29 protein-coding genes and 1 tRNA gene are annotated in these 26,206 nt (G+C 67.1%); 19 read left to right on the plus strand and 11 right to left on the minus strand.

What is annotated here, in order from left to right; genetic code table 11:
* Positions 1-47: 47 nt before the first annotated feature.
* The 5 genes from ACZ7CD_RS00350 to ACZ7CD_RS00370 all read right to left on the minus strand — a co-directional run bounded on the left by ACZ7CD_RS00350 (position 48) and on the right by ACZ7CD_RS00370 (position 3,736).
* Entirely contained in the window at positions 48-851 is an 804-nt protein-coding gene (locus ACZ7CD_RS00350; RefSeq protein ID WP_470378084.1) for an exodeoxyribonuclease III, read from the minus strand.
* Between the two features lie 11 nt (positions 852-862).
* A complete protein-coding gene (locus ACZ7CD_RS00355) occupies positions 863-1,081 on the minus strand; it encodes a hypothetical protein (RefSeq protein ID WP_360395951.1) in 219 nt (72 codons plus the stop codon).
* A gap of 22 nt (positions 1,082-1,103) precedes the next feature.
* On the minus strand, positions 1,104-1,391 hold the full coding sequence (locus ACZ7CD_RS00360; RefSeq protein WP_360395950.1) for an SH3 domain-containing protein: 288 nt from the start codon (positions 1,389-1,391) through the stop codon (positions 1,104-1,106).
* 199 nt (positions 1,392-1,590) lie between these two features.
* A complete protein-coding gene (locus tag ACZ7CD_RS00365; RefSeq protein ID WP_458430243.1) occupies positions 1,591-2,814 on the minus strand; it encodes an NADP-dependent isocitrate dehydrogenase in 1,224 nt (407 codons plus the stop codon).
* Between the two features lie 79 nt (positions 2,815-2,893).
* Complete coding sequence (locus ACZ7CD_RS00370; RefSeq protein ID WP_470378085.1) at positions 2,894-3,736, minus strand: SDR family NAD(P)-dependent oxidoreductase; 843 nt, start codon at positions 3,734-3,736, stop codon at positions 2,894-2,896.
* Between the two features lie 115 nt (positions 3,737-3,851).
* Here ACZ7CD_RS00370 and ACZ7CD_RS00375 point away from each other — a divergent pair, with 115 nt between their 5' ends.
* From ACZ7CD_RS00375 to ACZ7CD_RS00390, 4 genes are all read left to right on the plus strand, one after another.
* Positions 3,852-4,658, plus strand: a complete 807-nt coding sequence (locus ACZ7CD_RS00375; protein WP_360395945.1) for a metal-dependent hydrolase — start codon at positions 3,852-3,854, stop codon at positions 4,656-4,658.
* Positions 4,659-4,754: 96 nt separating this feature from the next.
* Positions 4,755-5,081 (plus strand): hypothetical protein, encoded by a 327-nt coding sequence (locus ACZ7CD_RS00380; protein WP_470378086.1) that lies wholly within the window; start codon positions 4,755-4,757, stop codon positions 5,079-5,081.
* Positions 5,078-5,560: a hypothetical protein gene (locus ACZ7CD_RS00385; protein WP_360395942.1), complete on the plus strand. Its 483-nt coding sequence runs from the start codon at positions 5,078-5,080 to the stop codon at positions 5,558-5,560. Before ACZ7CD_RS00380 ends, ACZ7CD_RS00385 begins: the two co-directional genes overlap by 4 nt.
* Positions 5,561-5,571: 11 nt before the next feature.
* On the plus strand, positions 5,572-6,516 hold the full coding sequence (locus ACZ7CD_RS00390) for a ribose-phosphate diphosphokinase (RefSeq protein ID WP_470370078.1): 945 nt from the start codon (positions 5,572-5,574) through the stop codon (positions 6,514-6,516).
* 22 nt (positions 6,517-6,538) lie between these two features.
* Here the strand turns inward: ACZ7CD_RS00390 and ACZ7CD_RS00395 are convergent, their stop codons facing one another.
* Complete coding sequence (locus ACZ7CD_RS00395; RefSeq protein ID WP_360395939.1) at positions 6,539-7,177, minus strand: TetR/AcrR family transcriptional regulator; 639 nt, start codon at positions 7,175-7,177, stop codon at positions 6,539-6,541.
* A gap of 106 nt (positions 7,178-7,283) precedes the next feature.
* Between ACZ7CD_RS00395 and ACZ7CD_RS00400 the strand changes: the two genes are divergently transcribed.
* Genes ACZ7CD_RS00400 through ACZ7CD_RS00410 form a run of 3 tightly spaced genes read left to right on the plus strand, consistent with a single transcriptional unit; the run spans position 7,284 to position 9,421 of the window.
* Entirely contained in the window at positions 7,284-8,336 is a 1,053-nt protein-coding gene (locus ACZ7CD_RS00400) for a medium chain dehydrogenase/reductase family protein (protein WP_458430242.1), read from the plus strand.
* Positions 8,333-8,809 (plus strand): TetR/AcrR family transcriptional regulator, encoded by a 477-nt coding sequence (locus tag ACZ7CD_RS00405; RefSeq protein ID WP_458430241.1) that lies wholly within the window; start codon positions 8,333-8,335, stop codon positions 8,807-8,809. The genes ACZ7CD_RS00400 and ACZ7CD_RS00405 overlap by 4 nt, the downstream gene beginning before the upstream one ends.
* 18 nt (positions 8,810-8,827) lie before the next feature.
* A complete protein-coding gene (locus tag ACZ7CD_RS00410) occupies positions 8,828-9,421 on the plus strand; it encodes an ABC transporter permease (protein ID WP_470378087.1) in 594 nt (197 codons plus the stop codon).
* A gap of 134 nt (positions 9,422-9,555) precedes the next feature.
* Here ACZ7CD_RS00410 and ACZ7CD_RS00415 read toward each other — a convergent pair whose 3' ends face one another.
* Positions 9,556-9,816, minus strand: a complete 261-nt coding sequence (locus tag ACZ7CD_RS00415) for a Prokaryotic metallothionein (RefSeq protein WP_065916091.1) — start codon at positions 9,814-9,816, stop codon at positions 9,556-9,558.
* Between the two features lie 100 nt (positions 9,817-9,916).
* A tRNA-OTHER gene (locus ACZ7CD_RS00420) sits at positions 9,917-9,991 on the minus strand.
* Positions 9,992-10,096: 105 nt separating this feature from the next.
* Between ACZ7CD_RS00420 and ACZ7CD_RS00425 the strand changes: the two genes are divergently transcribed.
* Together ACZ7CD_RS00425 and ACZ7CD_RS00430 are read left to right on the plus strand one after the other, a co-directional pair.
* On the plus strand, positions 10,097-11,212 hold the full coding sequence (locus tag ACZ7CD_RS00425) for a J domain-containing protein (protein WP_360395931.1): 1,116 nt from the start codon (positions 10,097-10,099) through the stop codon (positions 11,210-11,212).
* Positions 11,213-11,347: 135 nt separating this feature from the next.
* Positions 11,348-12,295: an IS481 family transposase gene (locus ACZ7CD_RS00430; protein ID WP_470378088.1), complete on the plus strand. Its 948-nt coding sequence runs from the start codon at positions 11,348-11,350 to the stop codon at positions 12,293-12,295.
* Here ACZ7CD_RS00430 and ACZ7CD_RS00435 read toward each other — a convergent pair.
* Positions 12,292-14,385: an ATP-binding protein gene (locus tag ACZ7CD_RS00435; RefSeq protein WP_470378089.1), complete on the minus strand. Its 2,094-nt coding sequence runs from the start codon at positions 14,383-14,385 to the stop codon at positions 12,292-12,294. The genes ACZ7CD_RS00430 and ACZ7CD_RS00435 overlap by 4 nt on opposite strands.
* 326 nt (positions 14,386-14,711) lie before the next feature.
* On the opposite strand from ACZ7CD_RS00435, the gene ACZ7CD_RS00440 reads away from it, so the two are divergent.
* The 5 genes from ACZ7CD_RS00440 to ACZ7CD_RS00460 all read left to right on the plus strand — a co-directional run bounded on the left by ACZ7CD_RS00440 (position 14,712) and on the right by ACZ7CD_RS00460 (position 19,433).
* Positions 14,712-15,554 carry a type IV toxin-antitoxin system AbiEi family antitoxin domain-containing protein gene (locus tag ACZ7CD_RS00440; RefSeq protein ID WP_470378090.1) on the plus strand — a complete coding sequence of 281 codons (843 nt, stop codon included), beginning with the start codon at positions 14,712-14,714 and terminating at the stop codon, positions 15,552-15,554.
* Positions 15,551-16,462: a nucleotidyl transferase AbiEii/AbiGii toxin family protein gene (locus ACZ7CD_RS00445; protein ID WP_470378091.1), complete on the plus strand. Its 912-nt coding sequence runs from the start codon at positions 15,551-15,553 to the stop codon at positions 16,460-16,462. The genes ACZ7CD_RS00440 and ACZ7CD_RS00445 overlap by 4 nt, the downstream gene beginning before the upstream one ends.
* 165 nt (positions 16,463-16,627) lie before the next feature.
* Entirely contained in the window at positions 16,628-18,232 is a 1,605-nt protein-coding gene (locus ACZ7CD_RS00450; RefSeq protein WP_470378092.1) for a recombinase family protein, read from the plus strand.
* A gap of 118 nt (positions 18,233-18,350) precedes the next feature.
* On the plus strand, positions 18,351-18,827 hold the full coding sequence (locus ACZ7CD_RS00455) for a hypothetical protein (RefSeq protein WP_470378093.1): 477 nt from the start codon (positions 18,351-18,353) through the stop codon (positions 18,825-18,827).
* 48 nt (positions 18,828-18,875) lie between these two features.
* Positions 18,876-19,433, plus strand: a complete 558-nt coding sequence (locus tag ACZ7CD_RS00460; RefSeq protein WP_470378094.1) for an NUDIX hydrolase — start codon at positions 18,876-18,878, stop codon at positions 19,431-19,433.
* Here ACZ7CD_RS00460 and ACZ7CD_RS00465 read toward each other — a convergent pair.
* Positions 19,419-20,609, minus strand: a complete 1,191-nt coding sequence (locus ACZ7CD_RS00465) for an XRE family transcriptional regulator (RefSeq protein WP_470378095.1) — start codon at positions 20,607-20,609, stop codon at positions 19,419-19,421. The two genes, ACZ7CD_RS00460 and ACZ7CD_RS00465, sit on opposite strands and share 15 nt — an antisense overlap.
* 346 nt (positions 20,610-20,955) lie before the next feature.
* Between ACZ7CD_RS00465 and ACZ7CD_RS00470 the strand changes: the two genes are divergently transcribed.
* The 4 genes from ACZ7CD_RS00470 to ACZ7CD_RS00485 all read left to right on the plus strand — a co-directional run bounded on the left by ACZ7CD_RS00470 (position 20,956) and on the right by ACZ7CD_RS00485 (position 24,261).
* Complete coding sequence (locus ACZ7CD_RS00470; protein ID WP_470378096.1) at positions 20,956-21,264, plus strand: hypothetical protein; 309 nt, start codon at positions 20,956-20,958, stop codon at positions 21,262-21,264.
* Between the two features lie 631 nt (positions 21,265-21,895).
* The gene (locus ACZ7CD_RS00475) at positions 21,896-22,030 is read left to right on the plus strand and encodes a hypothetical protein (RefSeq protein ID WP_470378097.1); all 135 of its coding nucleotides are present in this window, start codon (positions 21,896-21,898) and stop codon (positions 22,028-22,030) included.
* Positions 22,030-23,415 carry a replication initiator gene (locus tag ACZ7CD_RS00480; RefSeq protein ID WP_470378098.1) on the plus strand — a complete coding sequence of 462 codons (1,386 nt, stop codon included), beginning with the start codon at positions 22,030-22,032 and terminating at the stop codon, positions 23,413-23,415. The genes ACZ7CD_RS00475 and ACZ7CD_RS00480 overlap by 1 nt, the downstream gene beginning before the upstream one ends.
* Before the next feature lie 312 nt (positions 23,416-23,727).
* Complete coding sequence (locus ACZ7CD_RS00485) at positions 23,728-24,261, plus strand: HhH-GPD-type base excision DNA repair protein (protein ID WP_470378099.1); 534 nt, start codon at positions 23,728-23,730, stop codon at positions 24,259-24,261.
* Positions 24,262-24,313: 52 nt separating this feature from the next.
* On the opposite strand, the gene ACZ7CD_RS00490 is transcribed toward ACZ7CD_RS00485, so the two are convergent.
* Positions 24,314-25,537 (minus strand): hypothetical protein, encoded by a 1,224-nt coding sequence (locus ACZ7CD_RS00490; protein WP_470378100.1) that lies wholly within the window; start codon positions 25,535-25,537, stop codon positions 24,314-24,316.
* A gap of 168 nt (positions 25,538-25,705) precedes the next feature.
* Between ACZ7CD_RS00490 and ACZ7CD_RS00495 the strand changes: the two genes are divergently transcribed.
* On the plus strand, positions 25,706-26,194 hold the full coding sequence (locus ACZ7CD_RS00495) for an HhH-GPD-type base excision DNA repair protein (protein ID WP_470378101.1): 489 nt from the start codon (positions 25,706-25,708) through the stop codon (positions 26,192-26,194).
* The last annotated feature ends 12 nt before the right edge of the window (positions 26,195-26,206 follow it).

The following is a 26,206-nucleotide window of genomic DNA, read 5'->3' on the forward strand; positions in this document are numbered from 1 at the left end:
CGCTACCGCGCCGATGAACGCAGCCACAGAGCGCCCATGTCTGTCCCTTACGACCTGGACCAGTCGAACGTCACCGTCACCGGGGCGTGGTCGGACCAGCGTTCCGCGTAGGTGGCCGCCCGCTCCACCACCGCGGACACCGCCCGCCCAGCCAGCCCGTCCGTCGCCACCTGGTAGTCGATGCGCCAGCCGGAGTCGTTGTCGAAGGCCTTCCCGCGGTACGACCACCACGAGTACGGCCCGACGACATCGGGGTGCAGCGCGCGCACCACGTCGTTGTACCCGGAGGCGAACACCGAGGACATCCACTCCCGCTCGTACGGCAGGAACCCGGACTCCTTCTGGTTGGTCCGCCAGTTCTTCAGGTCGGCCTGCTGGTGCGCGATGTTCCAGTCCCCGCACACGAGCACCTCACGGCCCGACACGGCGGCCTTCTCCCGCAGCGACACCAGGTACGGCAGGAAGGACGCCATGAAGCGGTCCTTCTCCTCCTGGCGCTCGGTGCCGACGTCACCGGAGGGCAGGTACAGGGACGCGACGACGACGCCGGGCAGCTCGACCTCCACGTAGCGGCCGCTCGACTCGAACTCCGCGTCGCCGAAGCCCACGCGGATCGATGACGGTTCAACGCGCGAGAGCACGCCCACGCCCGCGCGGCCCTTCAGGGACGACGGGGCGTACACGGCGTACCAACCGGGAGGGGTGTGCAGCTCGGCTGCGAGGTCACCCGGTTCCGCGCGGACCTCCTGCAGGCACACCACGTCCGCCGAGGAGGACGCGAGCCACTCCAGGTAGCCCTTCTTGGCGGCGGCGCGCAGACCGTTGACGTTGACCGTGGAGACCGTGAGCACGACCGGGGAGCCTACTGGGAGGCCAGGCCCCAGGCGTGCGGGTACTCGGCGCCGCAGCCGGCGCAGTGGGCGCGCAGGTCGAGGTAGCCGACGAGGGTGGCCATCTCGTCACGGGGCAGCGCGAGTTGGCGCTGGCCGTCCAGCTCGGTGTAGAGGCCCTGCCACTCCGGCGTGCAGGTGCACCGGGTCGTGGACTTCGCCCGGCCCCACCGGAACATGTTGCGCAGCATGGCACCAGTGTGCCAGCCGGGCCTACCTGCAGGTGGAGTCGCTCGTCAGCGCCACGAACTGTCCGTTGACCCAGCGGCGGTCGCTCAGCATGCGGTAACCGTTCTCGACGCGGTCGGAGGCGTCGGTCACGGCGTCGCGGGGCATCGTGGAGACGATCGGCTGCATGTCGCCGGGACCGGAGCGGACGTTGAGGATGTCCGCGGTCACCGTGATCTTGCAGACCTGGTCGGCCTTGTCGGTGCCCATCGGCTTGCCGCCGTTCGCGACGTACATCACCCCGGCGACGCCGAGCACGCCAATCACGATCATGCCCCGGACCGGAACACCCAGCATCGTCGCCTCCCGCGCACCGCACTGCCTTCGATCAGCAGATATAGCGGCTGGGAGGATGCGCCGGACGGCCCGGCGCGGCAACCACCCGCAAGAGGAACCGACCGGGTGACGCGGGAACGAAGAAGGCCACCCCGGCGTGACCGGGGTGGCCTTCGACGAACCGTTCAGGCGAACGTCAGAACGACGCCATCTTCTTCTTGAGGTTCTCGTCCAGGGCGGCGAGGAAGTCCTCGGTGGTCAGCCACTCCTGGTCCTTGCTGATCAACAGGGCCAGGTCCTTGGTCATCTGACCGGACTCGACGGTCTCGATGACGACCGACTCGAGCGCCTCGGCGAAGCGGATGACCTCGGGGGTCTCGTCCAGCTTGCCGCGGTGCATCAGGCCACGGGTCCACGCGAAGATCGAGGCGATCGGGTTCGTGGAGGTGGGCTTGCCGGCCTGGTGCTGGCGGAAGTGGCGGGTGACCGTGCCGTGGGCGGCCTCGGCCTCGACGGTCTTGCCGTCCGGCGTCATCAGGACCGACGTCATCAGGCCGAGCGAGCCGAAGCCCTGCGCGACCGTGTCGGACTGGACGTCACCGTCGTAGTTCTTGCACGCCCAGACGTAGCCGCCCTCCCACTTCATGGCCGCGGCGACCATGTCGTCGATGAGGCGGTGCTCGTAGGTGAGGCCCTTGGCGTCGAACTCCGCCTTGAACTCCTCGTCGAACACGCGCTGGAAGATGTCCTTGAACTGGCCGTCGTAGGCCTTCAGGATCGTGTTCTTCGTGGACATGTAGACGGGGTAGCCCCGCTGCAGGCCGTAGGAGAACGAGGCGCGGGCGAAGTCCTCGATGGACTTGTTGTAGTTGTACATGCCCATCGCCACACCGCCCTCCGCCGGGAACTCGGTGACGACGTGCTCGATCGGGTCCGAGCCGTCCTCCGGCTGGAACGTGATCGTGAGCTTGCCGGCGCCGGGCACCTTGAAGTTGGTGGCCTTGTACTGGTCGCCGTGGGCGTGACGGCCGATGATGATCGGCTTCGTCCAGCCGGGGACCAGGCGCGGCACGTTCGAGATGATGATCGGCTCGCGGAAGACGACACCGCCGAGGATGTTGCGGATCGTGCCGTTCGGCGAGACCCACATCTTCTTCAGGCCGAACTCCTCGACCCGCGCCTCGTCCGGCGTGATCGTGGCGCACTTGACGCCGACGCCGTGCTTCTTGATGGCGTTCGCGGCGTCGATCGTGACCTGGTCGTCGGTGGCGTCCCGGTGCTCGATGCCCAGGTCGTAGTACTCCAGGGTGACGTCCAGGTACGGGTGGATCAGCTTGTCCTTGATGAACTGCCAGATGATCCGGGTCATCTCGTCGCCGTCGAGCTCGACGACGGTGCCCTGAACCTTGATCTTGCCCATAACTCCGGGCGCTCCTCTCGCGACGATGCAAGCAAGACAAGCGTACTGGTAAACCGCTCCGACGCGCCTGCGACCCTGGTTACACCGGTTCGGGGTTGCGGTCGGTCGAGCGGCTCACGTGCTCCCACTTGTCGATTTCCGCAGTTCGTGCCTGGTCCGCCAGGCGGACCAGTTCCACCGCGTCACTGCCCAGCAGCAGACGCAGCGGCGGCTCGTCCATGGCTACCACGTCGAGCATGACCCTCGCCGCCTCGGCCGGGTCACCCGGCATGTTGCCGTCCGCGCCGCGAACCATGCCCAGCAGTACCCCGACAGACGGAACGTAGTCCTCCGACGGCTCGGTCACCACCAGGGACGGGCCCGTCCAGTCGGTCTGGAAGCCGCCGAGCTCCAGCAGGGTGACCTTCACGCCGAACGGCGCGGTCTCCGCCGCCAGCGACTCGGAGAAGCCGCGCAGGGCGAACTTGGCCGTCACGTACGGGCCGAGCCCGCCGCCGAACGCCACGTGCCCCGCCGTCGAGCCGGTCATCAGGAAGTGGCCGGACCGCTGCCCCCGCAGCACCGGCAGTGCGGCGCGGGTGACGTTGACGACGCCGAAGAGGTTGACCTCCAGCTGCTCGCGGAAGTCGGCGTCCGAGCACTGCTCGATCGAGGTCACGTGCCCGGAGCCGGCGTTGTTCAGCACCACGTCGAGCCGGCCGAACTCCGCCACCGCGGTCTCCACCGCCCGTCTGGCCTGATCGGCGTCGCGCACGTCGAGCGCGACAGCCCGGACCCGGTCACCGTGCCGGGAGACGAGGTCGTCGAGGTCGCGGGGGTTGCGCGCGGTGGCGACGAGCCGGTGCCCGGCGGCGAGCACGGCCTCCGCGGTCTTGCGGCCGAGACCGCGGGAGCTGCCGGTGATGAGCCAAACCTGCGTCATGTCCACACGTCCTTCATCGAGTGATCAGTTGTCCGCAGATATGGAGTTCACGACCGACCGCGTGATACCTGCGACTACTGTTCACACTGTCGGGTGATCTTCAGGAGGGGCGTCGGTGTCCACTGGGCCAACACACGCGATGAGCGGCCTGCTTGCCTGGTCCGCCGTCACCGCGTTCGCTTCCGCTCACCCGATCGGCCAGCTGTCCCCGCAGAGCTGGGCGGTGGGGGCCGTGCTGGCGACCGGTGCGGCGTTGCTGCCCGACCTCGACCACCCCGGCTCGACCATCTCGCGCACGTTCGGCGCGCTGAGCGGCGGCCTGTCCGCCGGCATCAACATGCTGAGCGGCTTCGTCTACCGGACCACGAGGACGAAGAAGGACTCCAAGCGCGACGGCGGCCACCGCGGCCTGACCCACACGCTCGTCTTCGCGTTGTTCGCGGCCGTGTTCACCACCGCTGTCGTGCAGAACAGCCAGAAGTGGGCGCTGCCGGTGCTCATGTTCGTGTTCGCCGGTCTCGCGGTGCGCGGCATCATGAACGACTGGTGCCCCAAGCAGGACGCGTTGCTGATCACGGCGGTGTCCGCGGGGATCACGTGGGCGATGATCGCGTGGACGGCGCAGACGAACGCGTCCGCGGCGGCGGCCGGCATCGCGGTCGGCGTCGGGTGCTTCGCGCACTACGTCGGGGACGCGATCACCGAGCAGGGCTGCCCGATCCTGTGGCCGGTGCCGATCATGGGCAAGACCTGGTACCCGGTGGCGCCGCCGAAGATCATGCGGATGAAGACCGGCGGCGTGGTCGAGATGGCGGTCGTCGGGCCGATCGTGACGGGTCTGTCGCTGTGGCTGGGACTGGCCGCGTTGCAGGCCACGGGCGCGTTGCCGTTCCTGGACTGGATCGACCTGCTGCCGATCTGACGTTCGCCGGCAGTCCACCCGGCGGCCACCTCCGCCTCATCCGAACGGTCTAGCCTCCACGGACCCCGGCCGGTTGCGTGGAGGGTGTTGGTCACGGTGCGTCTGGCAACCTCGCCGAACAGTGCCGGCTGCGGGTCCGGGATGCGTAGGCTTGATCTCGTCCAGGGCGCGGTTACCGGCCGAACGACTTCTGAAACGTTGTCCACGCCACATGTGAACGTCGAGCGATCCTTCGAGCCGCGCTGGCACCATGCGGTCTTCACGCACACGTTCCGCAACGTCCGGAAGCCTTTCCACCTCAGACTGCGCGGAACCGACGGCAACCGCGGCGCGTTCGAACCGCAGGCGGACACTCCGGGAGCCGCGAACCCGTGGGAGGACCTGTGGTGCCACACCAACCCGATCTTCGTGGAGGTCAGGTGACCAGCACCTTCGTCGGCATCGACGCCGGTTACGAAAACCGCTGGGAAGCAGAGAAGATCGCGCTGGAGCTGCACGACACGTTGCTGACGACCGCGCGCACGGTCGTCGTCCACGAGGTCGAGGGCCACCACGCGATGTCCTTCCTCGTACCGCAGCCCCCGTCCGACATCGAGGTGGACACGCTGGTCCAGCAGGGCTTCGGCGTTGCCGTGCGCAGTGCGTCGTCCGGACGGCTGGTGGGCCCGGAGGCATTACGCGCGGGCGCGTCGGCTGCCGCCGAGGCGCACCAATACCGGCGTGAGGGGCGCGCTCTGCGTTTTCAGGGCCAACGCTCGCTGCGCGGCCGTCACGGCGTGTCGGACATCCTCGCGTTCACGGCCATAGAAGCCGTGCTGCCGCGCGGAACCCACACGGTCGACACACGGGGCAACCTCACGCCGTTCTTCCAGAACGGCAAGCTGGTGCTGGTGGTCGACTAGGGTTTGCGCACGTGCGCGACATCGCTGTCTTCACCGGTACCGCTCATCCCGAACTCGCCGCCGAGATCTGCCGTCACCTCGGCGTCGACCTCTCCCCCAGCCGCGTCACCCGCTTCGCCAACGACTGCCTGGAGGTGCAGCTGCAGGCGAACTGCCGGGAACGGGACGTGTTCCTGATCCAGCCGCTCGTGCCGCCGGTGCAGGAACACCTGGTGGAACTGCTGCTGATGCTGGACGCCGCCCGCGGTGCCTCCGCCGCGCGCACGACCGTGGTGCTGCCGCACTACGCGTATGCGCGGTCGGACAAGAAGGACGCGCCGCGGATCTCGATCGGCGGTCGCCTGGTCGCCGACCTGATGGTCGCCGCCGGTGCCTCGCGGGTGCTCGCGATGACGTTGCACTCGCCGCAGGTGCACGGCTTCTTCTCGGTGCCCGTCGACCACCTGCACGCGTTGCGGGAGCTGGCGGCGCACTTCACCCGCAACGACCTGTCCAACACCGTCGTCGTCTCGCCGGACCTGGGCAACGCCAAGGAAGCGGCGCACTTCGCCCGCATCCTCGGCGTGCCCGTGGCCGCCGGTGCCAAGCAGCGCTTCGCCGACGACGAGGTGCAGATCTCCACGGTCATCGGCGACGTGGCCGGCCGCGACGTGATCGTGCTGGACGACGAGATCGCCAAGGGCTCGACCGTGATCGAGCTGCTGGACAAACTGCGCGAGCGCGGCGTCGGGACGATCAGGGTCGCCTGCACGCACGGCCTGTTCTCGTCGGGCGCGTTGGAACGGCTCCAAGCCTTCGACGACGTGCTGGAGATCGTCGCCACCAACACGGTGCCGATCCCCGAGGACAAGAAGGTGCCCAAGCTGCAGGTGCTGTCGATCGCTCCGGCGCTGGCGGAGGCCATGCGCCGGATCAACGTCGGCGAGTCGGTGTCGACGCTCTTCGAAGCTCCCTGAGACGCGCCCACCTGAGACGTGCCTACCTGAGATGCGCGAGCGCCGTGATCAGGCGCTCCGCCACGTCCTCCGGTCCCGGCATCTTGCGCACCACGGCACGTTGGTGCGCAAGGCCGTGGAGCCCGAGCCACAACGCCACCGCGTCGCCGTAGAGGTCGTCGCTGCCGTGCGCGATCCCGGCCTCCACGCACGCGCCGAGCACGTCGGCGAGCACCGCGAGCGCCTCCGCGCCCAGTGACTCCAGGTCGTCGTCGGTGATCGACGCGTCGTCGACCGACGGCGTCCACAGGCCGCCGAACATGATCCGGTAGCGCTGCGGGTGCTCCCGGGACAGGTCCAGGTAGGCGTTGCAGACGGCGAACAGCCGCGCGCGCGGGTCCGGGCCTGCCTGCTCGTCCGCCTCGCGCAGGGCGACGGCGAGCCGGTCCATCTCCTGCCTGACCACGGCCAGCATGATCGACGGCTGGTCGGCGAAGTGCGGGTAGATCGACGGTGCCGCGATCCCCGCCTTGCGCGCGACCGACCGCAGCGTGACCGCGCGTTCGTCGCCGCCCTCGTCGAGGATCTCGACGGCCGCCGCGATGATCTCCTCGCGCAGCTTCCCCCCTTCGCCACGACGGTTTCGCCTGCGTGCGGGGGTTGCCGACCCGGTGTTCGTCACGCTCGTAACCATACACGTGAAAGTTTATGAGTGTTAGGCCTTGCGCTCGTTTACTTACGGTCGTTAGCTTATAACCGTAAGTACAACGACCCGAGGAGACACCGACATGAACGCCACCACCGCCACCACCCGCGCCACCGAGGTCGTCCTGCCCGGCGTGGTCGAGCCCGACGGCCTGCACGTGCGGGTCCGCGACCTGCCGGCACCGGGTGCGGGCCAGGCGGTCGTGCGCATGGAGGCGACCGGCGTCTCGTTCGCCGAGCAGCAGATGCGCCTGGGCAAGTACTACGACCAGCCCGCGTTCCCGTTCGTGCCCGGCTACGACGTCGTCGGCACGGTGGTCGCGACCGGGCCCGGTGTGGACCCGCTGATGAAGGGCCGCCGGTACGCCGCCGTCACCAAGGTCGGCGGCTGGGCCAGCCACCTGACCGTGGCCGCGGCCGACCTCGTGCCGGTGCCGGACGGCATCGACTCCGCCGCCGCCGAGACCGTGCTGGTCAACGGCGTCACGGCGTGGCAGATGCTGTACCGCACCGCCAAGGTGGAGCGCGGCGGCACGATCGTCGTGCTCGGTGCTAACGGCGGCGTCGGCTCGACGCTGGTGCAGCTGGCGAAGCACGCCGGCATCAGGGTGATCGGCACGGCCTCCGCCCGCCACCACGACGCGGTGCGCGAGCTCGGTGCCGCCGAGGTGGTCGACTACCGCGACCCGGAGGTGTACGACCGCATCCGCGCGCTCGCCCCCGGCGGTGTCGACGCGGTGTTCGACCACGTCGGCGGCGCGGGCCTGGCGGAGTCCTGGAAGCTGCTGCGCCGCGGTGGCGCGCTGGTCAACTACGGTTCTGCGGCGACGAAGGACGAGCCGGGCAGCGGCATGGTGCCGGTGCTCAAGCTGTTCGCGCGGCTGCTGGTGTGGAACGCGCTGCCCAACGGCAAGCGCGCGGGCTTCTACAACTTCTGGGCGGGCAAGCGGTTCCGCACCGCGGCGTTCCGCGCCCGCTTGAGCGAGGACCTCACGCAGGTGCTGCGCCTGGTCGGCAGCGGTGCGCTCACCCCGCAGATCGCCGCGCGCGTCCCGTTGACCGACGCGGCCGCCGCGCTGGCGCTCGCCGAGTCGCGCACCGTCCTCGGCAAGGTCGTCATCGTCCCGCAACCGTGACCAGGCCCGGCTGCCGCGAGACCATCGTGGCGGCGGCGACCGCCCTGGTCGACCGGAGGCACGCGGTGACGCTGCGCGCCGTGTCCCGCGAGGCGGGCCTGCCCACCTCGTCGATCTACCCGCACTTCCCCGATCCGCCGGCGATCCTGCTGGCCGTGTGCCACGAGTCGTTCCGCGAGCTCGAAACCGCGGTGCTCGGCGCGGCCGACGCCTGCTCGGCCGGCCTCGCCTACCTCGACTTCGCCGTGGCGCACCCGCACCGCTACCGCGTGATGTTCGGTGCGGCGGACCTCTCCGGACCGGCGCTGCGCCTGTTCACCCGAGTGCTCGCCGACCCCCGCCGCACCGAACCCGCGGCCGACGCCCTGGTGCTGTGGCTGGGGCTGCACGGCCTCGCCGACCAGCGCGCCACGACCCGGCGCTCACCCCGGTTCGCCGTCCTCGCACCACGCCTCATCACCTCGCTCATCTGACTTCCAGGAGGTCCTGCCGTGAACGCCACCACGATCCGCTCCACCGCCGTCGTCCCCGCCACCGAGATCGACAACCGCCCCGCCTACCTGGGCTTCGCCACCGCCTACGTCCTCGGCCACGGCAGCGCGGCCCTGTCCAGGGGCGTCGACCCGGTCGTGGTGCTGCCGTCGTGGCTGCCGGTCGCGTTCCTCGCCGCCGGCATGCTCGTCGCCACGGTGCTCGCCACGACCGCGGCGCTGCGGGCCCAGCGCGCCGCCGCCCCCGCACGGCGACGAGCGGAGAAACTCGTCGGCGCGGCCTGGATCGTCGGGTTCACCGCGCTCGCCCTCGCGATCACCGGCCTGACCACCGTGTTCGACCGCCCGGAGCTGCAGGCCGTGCTCTGGCCCGCGGGCTCGACCATCGTGGTCGGCCTGATCTACCTCGCCGAGGGCGCCGTCCGCGGCAACGCCCTGCACCACAACCTCGGGACGTGGCTCGCCCTGGTCGCCGCGGCGGCGCTGTTCGTGCCCGGCGCCGGGTTCTTCGGGGTGCTGGCGGTGCTCGGTGGTGCCGCGTACCTGCTGGCCGCGTTCCTGGAGCCCCGCCGCCTGGCATCGCTTGCCCGGTAAGGGTTCCTACAGCCGCACTCGCACCGTGACCCGGCCTTGGGCGTCACGGTGTGATGTCGCGTGCCCGGTCCGTTGCCCGCCATCGAGCCGGCGTTGAGCTTCATGCACGCCAACGCAGCCGGACAAGCGGAGACCTAACCGGGGTGCGCGCCGACGGTGTCGCGGATCTGCGCCCCGAGGTCGGAGGACGCCGACCGCGCGCAGTGGGCGCAGCAGAAGAACCGGCCCTCCACCTCCACGCCGTGCCCGATCACCCGGCAGTCGCAGTGCTCGCAGCGCGGGGCGAGGCGCTGGATCGCGCACTCGAAGCTGTCGAACGTGTGCACACCACCGCCCACTGTGCGGACCTCGAAGGCCATCCAGTACTCGTTGCCGCAGACGTCACAGGTCGCCATGCGCGGAAGACTGCGACAGGTCGGCCGGGTCGGCAACTCGAAACGTCAGGTCGCACACGGTCGATGAGAGGTCCACAGAGGACACGACGCCTCGGCTGAGCGGGACCGGCCGGATTCGAACCGGCGTTCTCCCTCCCCTGTGGGAGGGCGCGTCGACCACTGCGCTACAGGCCCCTTCGCACCGCGTACGACAACACTAGTCCGTGAACAGCGGGCCGTATGCCCTGCGAAAGTGTTGGACCCATAAGGTTCGTGCAACAACCTCGGACTGGACGGTGTCGTGCCAGGGATCGACTACTACGAGTTGCTCGGTGTCAGCCGGGGCGCCAGCGCCTCGGAGATCAAGTCGGCCTACCGGTCACTCGCCAAGGTCATGCACCCCGACGCGGGTGGTACCTCGGGCGGCTTCCGGCTGCTCCAGGAGGCCTACGAGACGCTGAAGGACCCGGTCCGCCGAGCGGACTACGACCGTCCCGCAGCGCCCACACCGTCCGTGGTGCGCCCGCCCGCACGCCCGCGACCTCGGCGAACGGGCCGGACCGGGCGGTTGCGCGACTTCGGCGACGACCCGAGCTACCTGGCGCCCAAGCCGCGCGTCGACCTCGGTTCGATGGGCTGGTGGAACCGGATCGACCTCGGTCAACGGGTCCGCTACGTCCCCGCCACCGGCCTCGGCCACGCCCCCGCGGCGGCCGCGATCGGCGGGTGGTTCGTCCTGCTCATCCCGTTGGCGCTGCCGTTGTCGCCACTGCTGCTGGCCGTCTGGCTGCCCCTCGTGGCCGCCGCCGGTTACGGGGCGTTCCGGCTGGTCCGCCGGTACGTCGCGGTCGCGCGGGCCGAACGGGCGTTCGCCGGGGAGTACGACGGGAACACCATCTTCGGCCGTCCGGGTGAAAACAGACGCGAACGGCTGACGGCCGGACTGCTGACCGAGTACCTCACCCAGCTGCCGGGGGTGCGCGTCTTCCACGGCCTCGCGTGGCCCGGCTCGGTGTTCGCCGACGTCGACCACGCGCTGCTGTGCGGGCGCCGGCTCGTGCTGATCGAGTCGAAGTCGTGGCTGCCCGGCCACTACTACTGCGACGAGGACGGCGAGCTGTGGCGCAACGGCCACCCGTTCCGCGGCGGTGGCACGCAGCTGCTCGAAGGCGTCGAGCGGTTCCAGGAACTGTTGCCGTCGCTGGAGGTCCGCGGCGCGCTGATCATCTACCCGAGCCGCGCGGGCGAGGTCACCTGCGACGACGACCTCGACTTCGAGGTGCCGCCGATGACGCCGGAGCAGTTCGTGCGCGAGATCGGCGAGTGGCTGGCCGACGACCCGGCCACGGTCGACCGCGAGGCGCTGCGCGTGCTGGTGCGCCAGGTGGTGTCCGAGGTCCGGGTCGCCGGCGCCTGACGGCCTACCGGTCGGCGAGCAGGTCTAGCTGTAGTGACTAATCAGGTTGTTGACGGCGTGTCGGGTTGAACATGGGAGGACCTCCGGGCGAGTGGATGTGTCTGACGCATCCCATCGGCACACGGAGGTCCTCGCGTGCACAGTAACGCCCGCACCACGATCCATGCCCGCAGGCTGATCGTGACCCGCCGCGCGGCCGGGTGGTCACCGGCGTGCATCGCCGAGCAGCTCGGCATCTCCCGCGCCACCGTGCACAAGTGGCTGGCCCGCTACCAGCGTAAAGGCGACGCGGGCCTGGCCGATCGCAGCTCGCGTCCGCACCGCAGCCCGGCCCGCACGCCGGCCGAGGTCGAGGACCGCATCCTGGCCGTGCGGCGGGAGACGCGGCGGGGCCCGGTGCACCTGTCCGGCCTGCTCGGGCTGCCGGCCTCCACGATCGGCCGGGTCCTGCGCCGCCGCGGCGAGCCCGCGCTGGCCGCGGCCGACCCGATCACCGGTCTGCCGGTGCGGCGCCGCCACAGCGGCATCCGCTACGAACGACCCCGGCCCGGCGACCTGCTGCACGTCGACGTCAAGAAACTCGGGCGCGTGCCCGACGGCGGCGGCTGGCGGGTCCACGGCCGCAGCGAAGCGGTGCGAGGCCGCGGTATCGGCTACGACTATCTGCACGTCGCGGTCGACGACCGCACCCGCATCGCCTACGTCGAAGCATTGCCCGATGAGAAAGACCGCACCTGCGCGGGCTTCCTGCACCGGGCGGTGGCCTGGTTCCGCGACCAGGGCGTCGTGGTGCTGCGGGTGCTCACCGACAACGCCAAGGTCTACCGCGTCGGCAGCACCTGGGCAGCGGTCTGCGTCGCGCTGGGCATCCGCCGCCGATTCACCAAACCCCGCTGCCCCTGGACCAACGGCAAAGCCGAACGCTTCAACCGCACCCTGCAAACCGAGTTCGCCTACGCCCGAGCCTGGACCGGCAACGACCACCGCCTGGCCGCCCTGCCCAACTGGGTCCACGACTACAACACACGACGCGCCCACACCGCCCTCGGCGGCCAGCCACCCATCACCCGACTGACCGCCTAGACATCAACAACGTCACGAATCAGTACATCCAGCTCCCGCAACGCCTTCTCCACGTCGGCGACGCGGTTCTGCGACCGGTAGAGCGCCAGAGCCGCGCTCCAGCACGACCGCGCCCACGCCAGCCGGTTCAGCGCCGCATAGGTGCCGCCGAGCTGCGCCAGCGTGTCCGCCTCGCCGTAGCTGTTGCCGAGCTCGCGCCTGATCGTGAGCGCGCTCTCGTGGTAGGCCATGGCACACGCGTGGTCGCCGATGGCGCCGAGCAACGTGCCGAGCGCGGCGAACGCGGCCGCCTTGCCCGGCGCGTACTCGTGCTCCTGGAACAACTCCAGCGCCTTGTCCGCCGACGAGTGCGCGAGGTCGTGATCGCCCAGCCGCCCCGCGTACGTGCCGATCATGATCAGCGCCCACGCCTCCCGCATCGGCAGACCGGCCTGCCGGTAGTGGTGCAGCGCCTCGACCGCGTGGTGCAGCGCGCGACCGAAGTCGCCCCGCTCCCCGGCCGCCCGCGCCGCGGCGTGGTGCACCGAACCCCGCCGGTGCGGGTCCCCCAGCCCGTCCACCAGCGCCAGCGCCTGGTCCAGCTGCTCGGACGCCTCGTCGTACTGCCGCAACCGCGAGTACGAGAACCCCAGCATCTGGTGCACGAGCACCCGCGACGACAGGTCGCTCGCCGCCGGCGCCGCCGCCCGCCACGCCCTGAGGTCGTCGTGCAGGTGCCCACGCCACCAGTGGTAGCCGTACAGCACCCAGGCGAGCTGCCACACCGCGTCGCCCTCCGCGAGCTGTTGCGCCGCAAGGACGTTCTGGTGCTCGATGTCGAACCACTCCAACGCCTCCGCCTGCGAGGCGAACCCGAGCGGCACACACCGCGGCGGCGCCGGCGCGACGTCCTGTCCGTCGGGGTCGAGCAGCCGGTCCCCGTTGTGCGCGGTGTGCAGGTAGAAGTCGACGAGCCGGCGCCGGACCTCGTGCCGTGCCGCGTCCTGCGCCGCCAAGTCCTCCGCGTAGAGCTGCACCAGGTCGTGCATGCGGTACCGCCCCGGCATGTGCTCGTGCACCAGCGAAACCCGTTCCAGCGCACGGAGCACCCGCGCCGCCTCCACCACCGGCACCCGCGCCATCGCCGCCACCGCACCGAGGCTCACGTCCGCCGTCCGCGTGACCCCGAGCATCCGGAACACCTCGGCCTCCCGCACCGACAACGCCGCGTACGACCACGACAACACCGCGGTCAGGCTCAGCGCACCGTCACCCTCGTCCAACGCCCCCAGCCGGGTCAGCTCAAGCTCCCGCACGAACGCCGCGAGCGGGAACGACGGGTGCGCCGTCGCCCGGCTCGCCACGATGCTCAACGCCAGCGGCAATCCCGCGCAACACGCGACCAGCTCCCCCGCCGCCTGCGGTTCCGCGTCCACCCGCTGCTTCCCGATGAGCGTGCGGAGCAGCTCGTGCGCCGCACCGTCGGACAACACGTCCAACGTCACCGACCGCGCCCCGTGACTGCGCACCAGCCCCGCCAGCCGGTCCCTGCTGGTCACGATCACCACGCAGGACGGGCTGCCCGGCAACAACTGCGCAGCGTGCGCCGCATCCCGTGCGTTGTCGAGCAGGATCAACATCCGTCGCCCCGCCACCAGACTCCGGTACAACCCCAGCCGCGCACCGACGTCGACCGGAATCCGGTCCGCGGCGATCCCGAACGCGTCGATGAACCCGCGCACCGCCGTGTCCAACGACATCGGATCGCCACTCGCATCCCGCCCGCGCAGATCCACGAACAACTGCCCGTCCGGAAACCTGTCCACATTTCGGTGCGCCCACCACAAAGCAAGCCAGGTCTTCCCGATCCCGCCCGTCCCGGCCAATGCGGAAACCACCACCGCCCCACCCTTTCCCGCGGCCTCGTCCATCGCGGCCGCCAGCAACGCCAACTCGCGTTCCCTCCCCACGCACACGAACGGCGCCGCCGGCAACTGCCGCGGAACGGGCAGGACCTGCGCAAACCCGTGCAGGTGCACCCCGCCCTGGATGGACCCGGCCTGCACGACCTGACCCTGCACACCTCCGCCGACCCCGTTCTCCACCGTCACGAAACCACGAGGAACAATCCCCCGCCCACCAGCGCCCCCTAGTGCTCATTCCCCGGTCACGGGGAATGGAACGGCGTTTTCCGCCCCTGCCCTTAGAGTGGCGTGACTGTTCGAACACGGATTGCCACAGCGGCGTGCGTGCTCATTTCAGCGACGAGCGGTCAGACCGCTTCGTTCGGACCTATACGAAAGACCGAATCGGTTCGCGTTGCTCTAGGAAGTGCTGCCGGACCAGCACATCGCCTGAACGAGGCAGTTCACCCCTTGGTGCAGCGTTTGCTACACCTAAGCTGTAGCAAACGCTGCACACGGTGTAGCGTTGGTGCATGGAACGTGTCATGGCCCTTCAAGTCATCGGCGAGATCGCTGCTGACCAGTGGGGCCTGTTCACGACCCAGCAGGCGGACGCAGCAGGGGTGAACCGCACGACTTTGACCCGGCTGGTCTCGGCGGGGCTTGTCGACCACGTGACGCGCGGCGTCCACCTCGTCGTCGCAGCGGGAACTCCGAACCACCTCGAAGAGAAGTCGGCATGGCTTCGCCTGGATCCGTCTCGCCGCGCTTGGGAGCGAGACGTCGCCGACTGCGACAACGGCGCTTTCTCGCATCGCACCGCTTGCGTCCTGCACGGCCTCGGTGACATACCTGCGCCACAGGTCGAGATCACGGTGCCACGACGACGAACCACCCGGATCTCCGGCGTTCGACTGCATCGAGGCAAACTGACCCGCGACGAGATCACCACGACCGATGACGGTCTACCGGTGACCACGGTCGAACGAACCATCAGGGACCTCCTCGTCGCGCAGGTCGACGGAGGCCATCTGGGCGGAGTCCTGCACGACGCACTTCGCCGCCGGCTGGTGGACGTGCAAAGCCTTCTGATGGTGCTGGCCGACCACGCAGCCGCATATGGCATCAGCGAAGACGATGGGTCCCGTCTGCTGCAGCACCTGCTGCAGCAGGCAGGGGCAGATGCCGCGTTCGAGGGCCGATCGGCGGTGACGATGGCCGCCGACTCCAGCCTTGCGGCAACAGCGACGGTTCACTCGATCGCCACCCAGCTCGCCGGGTTGGACGTGGCGCAACTGAAGAAGTTGCAGGCGGCCGTGAACGCAGCGATCGACGAATCAACCAGCAACAACCCCGAGCTGGAGAGCAAGCAGTGAGCTACGCCTCGCCCCTGGCACTGAGCCGCGCGCTTCGAGATCGCGCCAAACGCGAGGCCGCGAACGCCGGCACACGTCCTGGCGATCTGCTCAACAGGTTCTTCTTCGAGCGGCTCCTCGCCAGAGTTTTCCGCCACGACCCCGATGGTTGGCTCCTCAAGGGCGGCCAAGCGATGCTGGTGCGCTACCGCGATGTCCGCCACAGCCGGGACATCGCCCTGTGCCGCCCGCACGCCACCGATCTGAACGAGGCGGTGGCTGCGATCCGCGCTGCCGCGGACTTCGACCTGGGCGACTTCGTTCGATACGTGTATCGCGGACGTGCCGAGATGACGGAAAACCGCCCGACCACGCGCGTTTCGTTCACCATCCTGGTGGGCCCGCGGACGGAGGGCACCGTCAGCGTCGACCTGGTTGTGCACTCACCGCCGCACGGAACACCCGAGCTGCGAAGGTTGCAGCCGTCCGTCCCTGTTGACTGGCCTGACGACTGGCCAGTGGTCAGGCTGTACCCGCTGATCGCTCACGTAGCGGACAAGGTGTGCGCCCTGTACGAAAAGCACAACGGAAGGGTTTCCACGAGGTACCGCGATCTCGTGGACCTGGTGCTCATCGCTCTGCGCGAGTCCGTTGTGGGCCGAGAACTGCAAATTGCCATCAGGCACGAATGTCAGCGGCGCCGTGGTGCAGGCATCGATCTTGAGCTCCCCGAGGTGTTCACCGTGCCGGAACCTGCCTCTTGGGGCACCGGGTACGAACGCGAAGCCAGCACCCTCGATGCCTTGGCGGCGCATCGGACGCTCACGCAGGCAACCGAACTCATGAGGAGGTTCCTCAACCCGATTCTGTCGGCAGAGGATCCTGGTCGGTGGATTGCCGCCGAACTGCGGTGGAGCCCGAACCCGTGAGTTCGCCGGGCGACAGTCGCCTGGTCCGTGACACCATCCCGCCATGACCCGCACGCTGTGCCTCGCGCAGAACCCCGACGCGGACGCACTCCTCGCGTCGGACATGTTCGCCCTCCTCCTTGGCATGACGCTTGACCAGCACACTGCTTGATGTATGACTAGCGTATGGATCCATCCGACCGCGTCCGACGCGCTCACTGGGGCGACTTCGAGGGCCTGAACCTGGCCGGTCTCGTCCGCCTGTCGTTCGAGCTGAACCACGACGACCCGCAGGCGAACGTGCGCAGCTTCCCGTTGTCCGGCAAGGACATCAAGGGCCGCGAGGAGCAGGAGAAGGACTGCCGGACGTACGTCGAGTCTCGCAAGGGCCAGTACGTCCACACGTACATCGAGCCGGACACCTCCGCATGGAAGCGCAAGCGCGTGCTACTCCCGGACGGCTCGTACACCTATCGCGTTGTGCGTCCGATTTTCGAGGGCGCGTTGAACGACCTGAAGCGCGGCACCACGCCAGACGGTGAGCGACTGGACGGCTTGGTCGTCTACGACATCGACCGTCTCACCCGCGACAACCGGCACCTCGAAGACGCCATCGAGGTCGTGGAGCACTTCAGGCGTCCGATCATGGACATCACGGGCACCCTCGACCTGCTGACCGACAACGGTCGCACCGTGGCCCGGATCGTCGTCGCCACCAACAACAAACAGTCCGCCGACACTGCTCGCCGCGCGCGTCGTAAGCACCGGGCGTTGGAGCTGGCCGGCATTCCGACCGGAGGCCGACGCCCGTTCGGGTGGAACGAGGACAAGCGGACGCTGAACCTGGCCGAAGCCGAGTTGATCCGCGAGTCCGCACAACGGATCCTCCGCGGGGCTCCCCTTGGCGCGATCGTCAACGACTGGAACGACCGAGGCGTCTCCACACCGCTGGGCAACAAGTGGACGAACCAGACGGTCAAGACGGTCTTCCGGAACCCTCGGGTGTGCGGATTCCGGTCGCGGAACGTGCGTGAGATCAACCAGCAGACCGGCAAGGAGTCGTTCCGCGTCGAGATCGTTCGCGATGACGCCGGAGAACCTGTCATCGGCCAGTTCGAGCCGATCCTGACCGTCGATGAGTGGGACGCGGTTACAGCTGTGATCGGTAACCACGCGATCGCTGGACGCGGCAAGAACACTCGCACCTACCTGCTCACCAGCACGCTTCGGTGCGGCAAAGACGACTGCGGCGGCAAGCTCCGAGCGCTGAAGGCTCACGCTTCGCGAGTGAAGGACCCCAACCGCTTCTATTACACCTGCGAGGCCAGGAACAAGGGCGGTTGCGGTGGAGGCGTCAGCATCCCTGGCCAAGAGACCGACGCTTGGGTGACGGCCGCCGTGATCCGCAAGTACGAGTTGGAGGCTGAGCGACGCGAAGCTCAGAGCACGCCGGAACCATGGGCGCAGGAAGCAGAGCTTGCCGAGGTTCGCGAGGACCTGCGAGAGCTGAGCGCAGCCCGCAAGGAGCGGCGGATCTCAGCCAACCGCTACTTCGCCATGCTGCCCGAACTGGAACAGCAGGAGCGTGAGCTACTCGCCGACCGTGAACGCTGGCTAGCGAAGTCGGCTACAGCAGGTGCCAACCTGGCGACGATCCGAGCCGACTGGGACGGCTACCCGCTCGCCCAGAAGCGCGCTTACATCGAAGAGGCCCTGACAGCCGTACTGGTGTTTCCCTCACGGGGACGCCGAGGATTCCACCCCGAGCGGATCGAACTCTTGTGGCGCTGATCTGACGCTAGTCCAAATTGGTGAACACCAGAGGTTTTCGCCTTGACTGACTAAGTCAGGCGGAAGCTCCGTTACCGTGGTCCGTTGTCGCCAGCGGCTGATGGGGGGCGTAGCGATCATGGGCTATCGGGACCACGACGACGATGACGAGGAGACCTTTCACTCGTCGGGCCACAACTCCGGGCGGACGCGCAACGATTTCTCAGGCTCATCACACAACTCGGTTCAGGCGCGCGATGTTCAAGGAGACATCAACTTCCACGTCGGGGACAGAACCGAGACGTGGCCAGCGATGCACTTCGGCTTCACAGCAGCGGTCTACGTATTGCTATTTGTCGTGGCCAGCGCGGTCACGCACACCATTGCCGCCGTCGAACTGGGCTTCTGGGACTGGGTCAAGCTCGTGGTCAGTTCGATCGTCTTCGTAGTCGTCTTCATCAAGACCGAATACCGGCTACAGGGCGCTGCGTTCTACGCGTTCCGCAGACTCTGCGCTGTGCTGGTGATCGCATTAGCGGTCAACCAGGGGGCGACCTGGCCAGGAATCGCCGATTTGGTCAACCTGCTGTCCGACTGGTTGATCTGGCGGTTCTAAGAGACCGCTCTCCATTGGAGCGAACACTGCTCCGGTACCGTCCGTCGTGTGACCGCCGAGGAGACTCCCGCCGAGACGACGCGCTGGACCATCCACGATGAACGTCTTGTTGACGACACGCGCAAGCTCAACGTCAGCATCGCGCACGTGGAGCTTCCAGATGGAGTCCACTTCGAGCAATGGGTCCTTCGGATGCCGAAGGCCGTCATGACCCTGGTTCTGGACGACGCCCGCGAGAACGTGCTGATGATCTACCGGCACCGCTGGATCATGGACCGCTGGACCTGGGAACTTCCCGGCGGCTACCTCGACCCGAACGAGGACCCCGCCGCTTGCGCGGAGCGAGAGGCGATCGAGGAAACCGGCTGGAAGCCCCGCAGTGTCCGCCTGCTGACGACGTTCCAGCCCCTCACCGGCACGGCCGACTTCGAGAACCTGATCTACGTCGCCGAAGGCGCGGAGGACACCGGCCAGCAGGCCGACATCAACGAGGCCGAGCGAGTGGCCTGGATCCCGCTGTCCTCGATCAAGGACATGATCGCCAAGGGCGAGATCATCGGGGCAGCCGCGCAGGTCGGTCTACTGCACGTCCTAGCGTTCGGATAGCCCGATCCCCACAGCCGCCATCTCCGCGTAGAGCATCTGGACCGCAGGCTCCGAGCGGAACGGCTGGAGACGCCGAGCCACATCTTCCAGGTACGCCACAGTCCGGATCGAATGCATGTTGCCCGCCATGCGCAGAGCACTGGTGCCCGCCGCGCAGGCCTCCTCAACGCGCCGCTGATCGGCCAGGATCGACGCGAGCAAGGCCGTGTTGAACAGCCGCCCTCGGTCGTATCCCTCGGTCATCTCCAACGACCGCCGAGCGAACCGCTCCGCTTCATCAGGCCGCCCAAGATCCCGGAAGCAGTGAGCGAACTTCGCCGCCATGTACGCGGCATCGAAGTACCGCAGCCACTCAGGCACATCGGACCCCGCCGACGAGAACGAAGTCTCCGCATCCCCAAGTGCCGCAAGGCATCCCTTGGTATCACGACGCAGCGCGAGCCCGTGAGCTTCCATCACTGCGGACTCCGCCATGAGCGCGGAGATGCCGGTCCGGCCGGCATTGTCACGTGCGGCGCGCGCCAGGTCGACAGCCACGAGAGGCGACCGCACGAAGGCCGCATGATGGCTCATGCCAGCCAGCATCTCGGCGGCAAGCGCATCGTCACCGACGTCCTGGCAAAGCTGGAGAGCCTGCCGCAGGTGCTTGCGCCCAGCGCTGGCGTCACCGACGTCGTAAGCCATCCATCCAGCGAGCTGGTTGAGTTCCGCGACCGCTCCGAACAGCTCCCGCCGCACGCCGTCCTTGAACCGACCAGCACGCAGCAGCGGCACGGCTTCGCCCACGAGGTAGTGGCTGACCGTCGCGCGGGCATGCCCACCACCGAAGCGGTTGTCGAGCTGCCTGAACGTTCGGGTCATCGCCCGCAGTGTCTCGACATCAGCCGTGCCGACGATCCGCTCAACGATCTCCGATGACGGCGCACTGAACCAACCGAAGCCGGACTCGTAGGGCATCACCAAAGCAGGCGGCACGTCGTCCTCAGCGAACCGAAACCACAACAGCTCCTCTGGAATCCGGAGAGCCCACGCCCACTGCTCAAGCTTGCCCAGGTTCTGGAGCGGCTCGGCAGTGCGTTCCAAGCGACTGATCTGCCCCTGCGTCAGCCCGAACCAGCGGCCGATCTTGGCCTGAGTAAGAGCCGGGTCGTGCTCTTTCCGGTAAGCCTCGATCACGTGACCGAAGTGCCTCGACCGTAGGGCAGCGCTGAGACGTGGACGGTCCCAGAACTCGGCGGGCTTCACAGGCGCCCGAGAAGCCTGAACATCGCGGCGGACGCAGGGCGCACAGAAATGCGCGCGGTTGTCACTCGCCAACCGCGTCCCGCATCCCCGGCATTGCCGAGGCGTGTCCCGTCCGCTCATCACCATCCCTGACCTGCGACCAAGCCCGAGTGTAATCACACGAGCACCCGCTGACGTGCGGATATGAGCGGATTGGATATCTCAGTCACCTGCGTGGTGGGTTCATTGCCGCAGCGCGCCGATCGTCGTGTCAGGACGACTCGACAGGAGGCACGAGATGGGGTTCTACGTACTCGCTCGACCGGAGGAGGGAGCGTTTTCAGCGCTGGTCGAGCACATGCCGGGTGCGCCGTCCCTCATGGCGGCAATCGGCGACTCGCAGATTGCAGTGCAGACGCCGGATGGCCCGGACGGGCTGAAGCTCGCTGCTCAGTTCGCGTGGGGTCTTGCGAAGTCGGCTACCGAGTTCGCGGCCAGGTGCGAGGAGCTGCACCAGGCGGCCACCAACGCGGAGCCCGATACTTTCGCGCCCGTGAACGAGGACGAGATGGCCCGCTGGAGCGAACTCGTCGGGCGCACCGAGTGAACCGGTGGACGCTGGAGCTGGTGGCGCTCTGCTGCTGCTTGGTGGTCTTGCTGCTGGTTCGGGTGGCGTGTTCGCGAGCGAACAGGTCAGCGCAGCGCCAAGCCCCCTCGCTGAAGCAATCCAAGTCGTCGTCGTGTGCGTCGTGTGGGCTTGCGTCGTTCTGTACGCGATTGCCTGCGGTCTCGCAGCGGCATGGCGGCGCCGAGGAGCCCGCCAACAAGCCCGTCGAGTCGCGGCCGAGCTTGCCAATTCGGTCGCAGCGATCCAACGCCGCCTCGCCGACGAGCACGACGACTGACCGAACACCGGCCGCCACCTGACGGCCGTCTGATCAACCGCAGCGGAGCCGCGATGCAGTTCGCGAGCACGTGCGACAACTCAACACAAGCGCCAGAAACCTATACACACAAACAAAACTTGAGGCTACGGCCTGCGGAGTGGCACATCATCCCCTGACGAGAGCAGCACGAGGGCCGAGCCCTCTGGGGTGCCACAGAAGACCGCAACCACCACACAAACACTCCCTTTCACAAACACAAGTAGGGGTAGATCCCCGCGCTGCCTGTGTTGACGCGTCGTGGCTCCACGACCGTGAAGGGGAGTGTTTCTTGTGGGGCCATCGCCCGACGAGATGTGGGAGTGGGCAGAGCAGCAAGCCGCAGCTGTGCCCGCCTGGAGCGAAGAACGCTGGCAGCGCGTCAACGCCATCTTCGGCGTTCGACTCGCCGACGAACGAGCCGCCCAGCACCAGCGGGAGGCCGCGTGATGAGTGGCCACGAGATCGAACTGCCACCCGAGTTCGTGTCTTTGGCGAAGGGAGCCGCAAACAAGCAGGACTTCCACCGCTGGAAAGAGATGGTCACCAGTACGCGCGGCTGCTCCGCCCCGATCCGTCTGGTCGGCTCATCCGCCACTGTCGACGCTGCTACCGGCGAAGTGCTCAGCACCTACTCGACCCGGGCTGAGCCGAACGAGTACCTGCTGACTGCCTGCGGCAACCGACGCGCGAGCCGGTGTGAGGCGTGTTCGCAGGTCTATGCCGATGACACGTTCTACCTGATCAGGCCAGGGCTTGCCGGAGGTCGCGACGTTCCAGCCTCCGTTGCGTCGCACCCTCGGGTGTTCGCCACGTTCACCGCGCCGTCGTTCGGGCCGGTGCATGCTCGGGTCATCGACGCCTCCGGTGCCGTTCGTCCGTGTCATCCGCGCCGTGAAGGACCCTCTTGCCGCGCCAAGCACGAGGAAGACGACTCAGCACTCGGGCAGACGATTGATCCAGCCAGCTACGACTACGCGGGAGCGGTGCTGTGGAACAACCGTGCTGGCGAGCTGTGGCACACGTTCGCCGTGTACCTACGCCGGCACCTGGCCGAGGCGCTTGGAGTCTCGCGTTCAAAGCTCTCCAAGGTCCTGCGGGTCGAATACGCAAAGGTCGCTGAGTACCAGGTGCGCGGTCTCGTCCACTTCCACGCTGTGATTCGGCTCGACGGGCCGTCTGGTCCGGGCGAACCGCCGCCGTTCGGTGTGGATGCGGGGATGCTGTGCGATGCGATCAACGGTGCTGCCCGCGCGGCGCACGTTGGCGTGCCGGGGTTCTCCCAGACGATCCGATGGGGCAAGCAGCTCGATATCAGGCCCATCGAGCACGACGGGGACGGCTGGACGGATGCCAAGGTGGCGCGGTACATCGCGAAGTACGCCACCAAAGGAGCCGAAGCCGCAGGGACCGTTGATCGGCAGATCAGGAGCGTCGGTCACCTGCACCGCGTTCGCGGTCTGTCGGGCCATGCACGTCGGATGACCGAGACGTGTTGGGAGTTGGGTGGCCACGAGGACCACGCGTACCTGAAGCTGCGGGAGTGGGCGCACATGCTCGGGTACGGCGGGCACTTCTCCACCAAGAGTCGTCGGTACTCCACAACGCTCGGGGCCATGCGCAGCGATCGGGCGAGATTCCGTGCTGATCTCGCTCGCGAGCTTGACGGGCTTGATCCGCTTCCGGCTGATCAGCAGACCGTTCGTGTCGGCGACTGGGCTGTTGCCGGTGTCGGCTACACCAACTCGGGTGAGGAGTCCTGGGCCGAGCTGATCCGTGAGCAGCATCGGTACAAGCCTGTCGCGCGGCCGGCCAACACGGACTCGGCTGCATGACGGTGGTTCAAAGTTTCTTCTCCCTGTTCAAGGCGCTGGCTTCGCCAGCGCAGACGCCCTCCTCTTCTGTCCACATCCCCGCCCGCTGCGCGCGGCCTCCGGCCGTGCTCGGGACGGGGCGCGGACAGGGAGGGCGCCTACTGGCGGCAGCGCATTGACGAGAAGAGGACCGTCGATGTGCACCAGGCCGTGACGATCGCCATCGAGGCTGATTGATCGAGCTGGGCACGGCGATCGACGCCACGCCACCGCTTCGCGCCGTCGTGCCAACGCATCAGGCATGTCCCCGATCGTCGTGACATGCTTCCCGCCATGAGTCCCAAGCTGTGCATTGCACAAGATCCTGAAGCTGATGCGTTGCTGTCCAACAGCACTCTCGCGCTGCTTTTTGGCATGATGCTTGATCAACAAATTCCCATGGAGAAGGCTTTCAAAGGTCCGAGAGATATCGCCATCCGCATGGGTGGGCTTGATGTGCGACGCGTCGCCGAAGCAGACCCCAATGGATTCGCCGCGATCATCGCCGACAAGCCTGCAATTCATCGATTCCCAGGCGCCATGGCGAAGCGCTTGCAGTCACTCGCACAGTTCCTTGTCGAACACTACGATGGCGACGTTGACTCAATCTGGAAGAAGGACTCACCTAGCGGAAAGGAGGTACTAAAGCGACTAAAATCGCTCCCAGGGTTCGGTGATCAAAAGGCGCGCATTTTCCTCGCCCTACTCGGCAAGCAACTTAATGTGCAACCTGACGGCTGGCGCGAAGCAGCTGGCTCTTACGGTGACGTCGACTCGCGGCGCAGTGTCGCCGACGTCGTGGATGCATCGAGCCTGCCAGAAGTATGAAACTTCAAAAAGGCCGCTAAGGCCGCAGTCAAATAGCCGAACCATACTTTAGTCACTGCTGCATATTCAACTGCGACCAGAATCCTGGGTAAAATATACTCAGCGGATTGTCTGGAAGCGTCGTTGAATCGAGACTCTTGCGCACTTGAGTAGCAATCTCGGAACGATACACGTCAATCTGCGGAACTAGACTGTAGATATCAGTCGTGTCAATCATGATCGTTCTGAAAGGCTGCACGTCAAAGGGCACGCGATCAGCTCGACGAATAAGCTGGACGATCGGCTTGCGGGTAGCATGCCGCAAGGCCACCTCGTAGAACACATTCGGGTTATGGAAGGATAGATCAGCGATTACCAGCTTGCTTCGAGCTATGTACTCAATCATCTGAGACGTAATCATGCCAGCCTCATTGATCTTATCAGCTCGAATCAGCCTCAGATCAAACTGAGATAGCACAGGCTCGATGAAGGTGCCCATAAAGAGGTCTGAATGCTTCCTGAATTCGCTTGCTTCGTCGCCGATCGGCGAGATATAGAAGCAGGCCGAGTCGAACTCCTCTAGCGACGTCACCACAGAAACGCCTGTCGACACCTGCGCAATAGCGACCGCCGAACTCGCAGGAGGCTGCATAAGGACCACATCGGCCTCAACAGGAGAACTTTGGACGCCCGCCGACTTCTTTATCTCTTCGAGCGCATGCTCGAAGGTAATGAAGCGCTCAGCCCCGGCTAGGCTCTTTAGAACACCTACATACTTGCAATTCACCACGAATGTATCGACACACTCCTGCGTGAGGTCCTCAGGGATTCCATTCTCGGCTGCGACATCACGAAGAACGTTAATCGCGGGAAGCTTACTGTCCTTGAAGTGTTCGTACAGCTTGTCAAAAATTGGGATTCGCTTGATCGCAAGCTCGAAGCAAGCCTGGGCGCGATCCACCGGCGAAGAATCTAGACTGGTGGCAATCCGACCAATGTCCGTCAGGTCAAGGTGCTCAGCGGAATAACTGCCGGTAGTTATTCCATACTTACCAGAGTTCGTGATGAATTGACGGCTCGCACTACTGTCAGGAACCCTACCCATTGCATCAAACAAGGTGAGGCGACGGATCTGCCTTCCAGCGCCGTGCTCCTGGATTGCTCGGCCGATCACAAGCGAGTCCTCAAAGGTTGCAGCAGGGAACGCACGAGCCGTTCGAGTGCGCTTCTTGGGCGTCTCGTCGCCTTCCTTGTCGACGGCGCCGTTCTGTCGCCCCTTTTGACTAACCTCAGTCACGAATGCTCACCTCATCCGCCGCCGCACGCATGCGGTCACCCAGTTGCGCACACACGGTGACATCTGTGGACATCTTCAGGTCGCTCGACCGGAGCAATACACACGAAGGTGTGAACCTTCGCTCACTTCAACGTGACTTCGAGTTACAATGTTAACAATCATTCATAATTGTCTTGCGACCAGCAGATCCCGATGGAGAAGGCGTTCTCCGGCCCCAAGGTCATCGCTGACCGAATGGGCAGTCTCGACGTGCACCGCATCGCCGAGGCCGACCCCGAGGAGTTCGCCGCCGTCATGGCGACGCCGCCGGCCGTGCACCGCTTCCCCGCCTCGATGGCCACGCGGGTGCAGGCGCTCGCGCGGTTCGTGGTGGCGGAGTACGACGGGGACGTGACGCGGATCTGGGCTGAGGGGGACGGGGGCGCGGTGTTCAAGCGGCTCAAGGCGTTGCCGGGGTTCGGGAACCAGAAGGCGAAGATCTTCCTGGCGTTGCTCGGCAAGCAGGCCGGGGTGACGCCGGAGGGGTGGCGCAAGGCGGCCGGGCACTACGGCGACGAGGGCAGCAGGCGCAGCGTTGCGGACGTGACGGACCGGAAGTCGCTGCTGGAGGTGCGCGCCTTCAAGAAGGCGGCGAAGGAGAAGGCGAAAGCGAAGTAGCGCCGGAGGCGG

The organism is Lentzea sp. NPDC036949, from assembly GCF_055608075.1.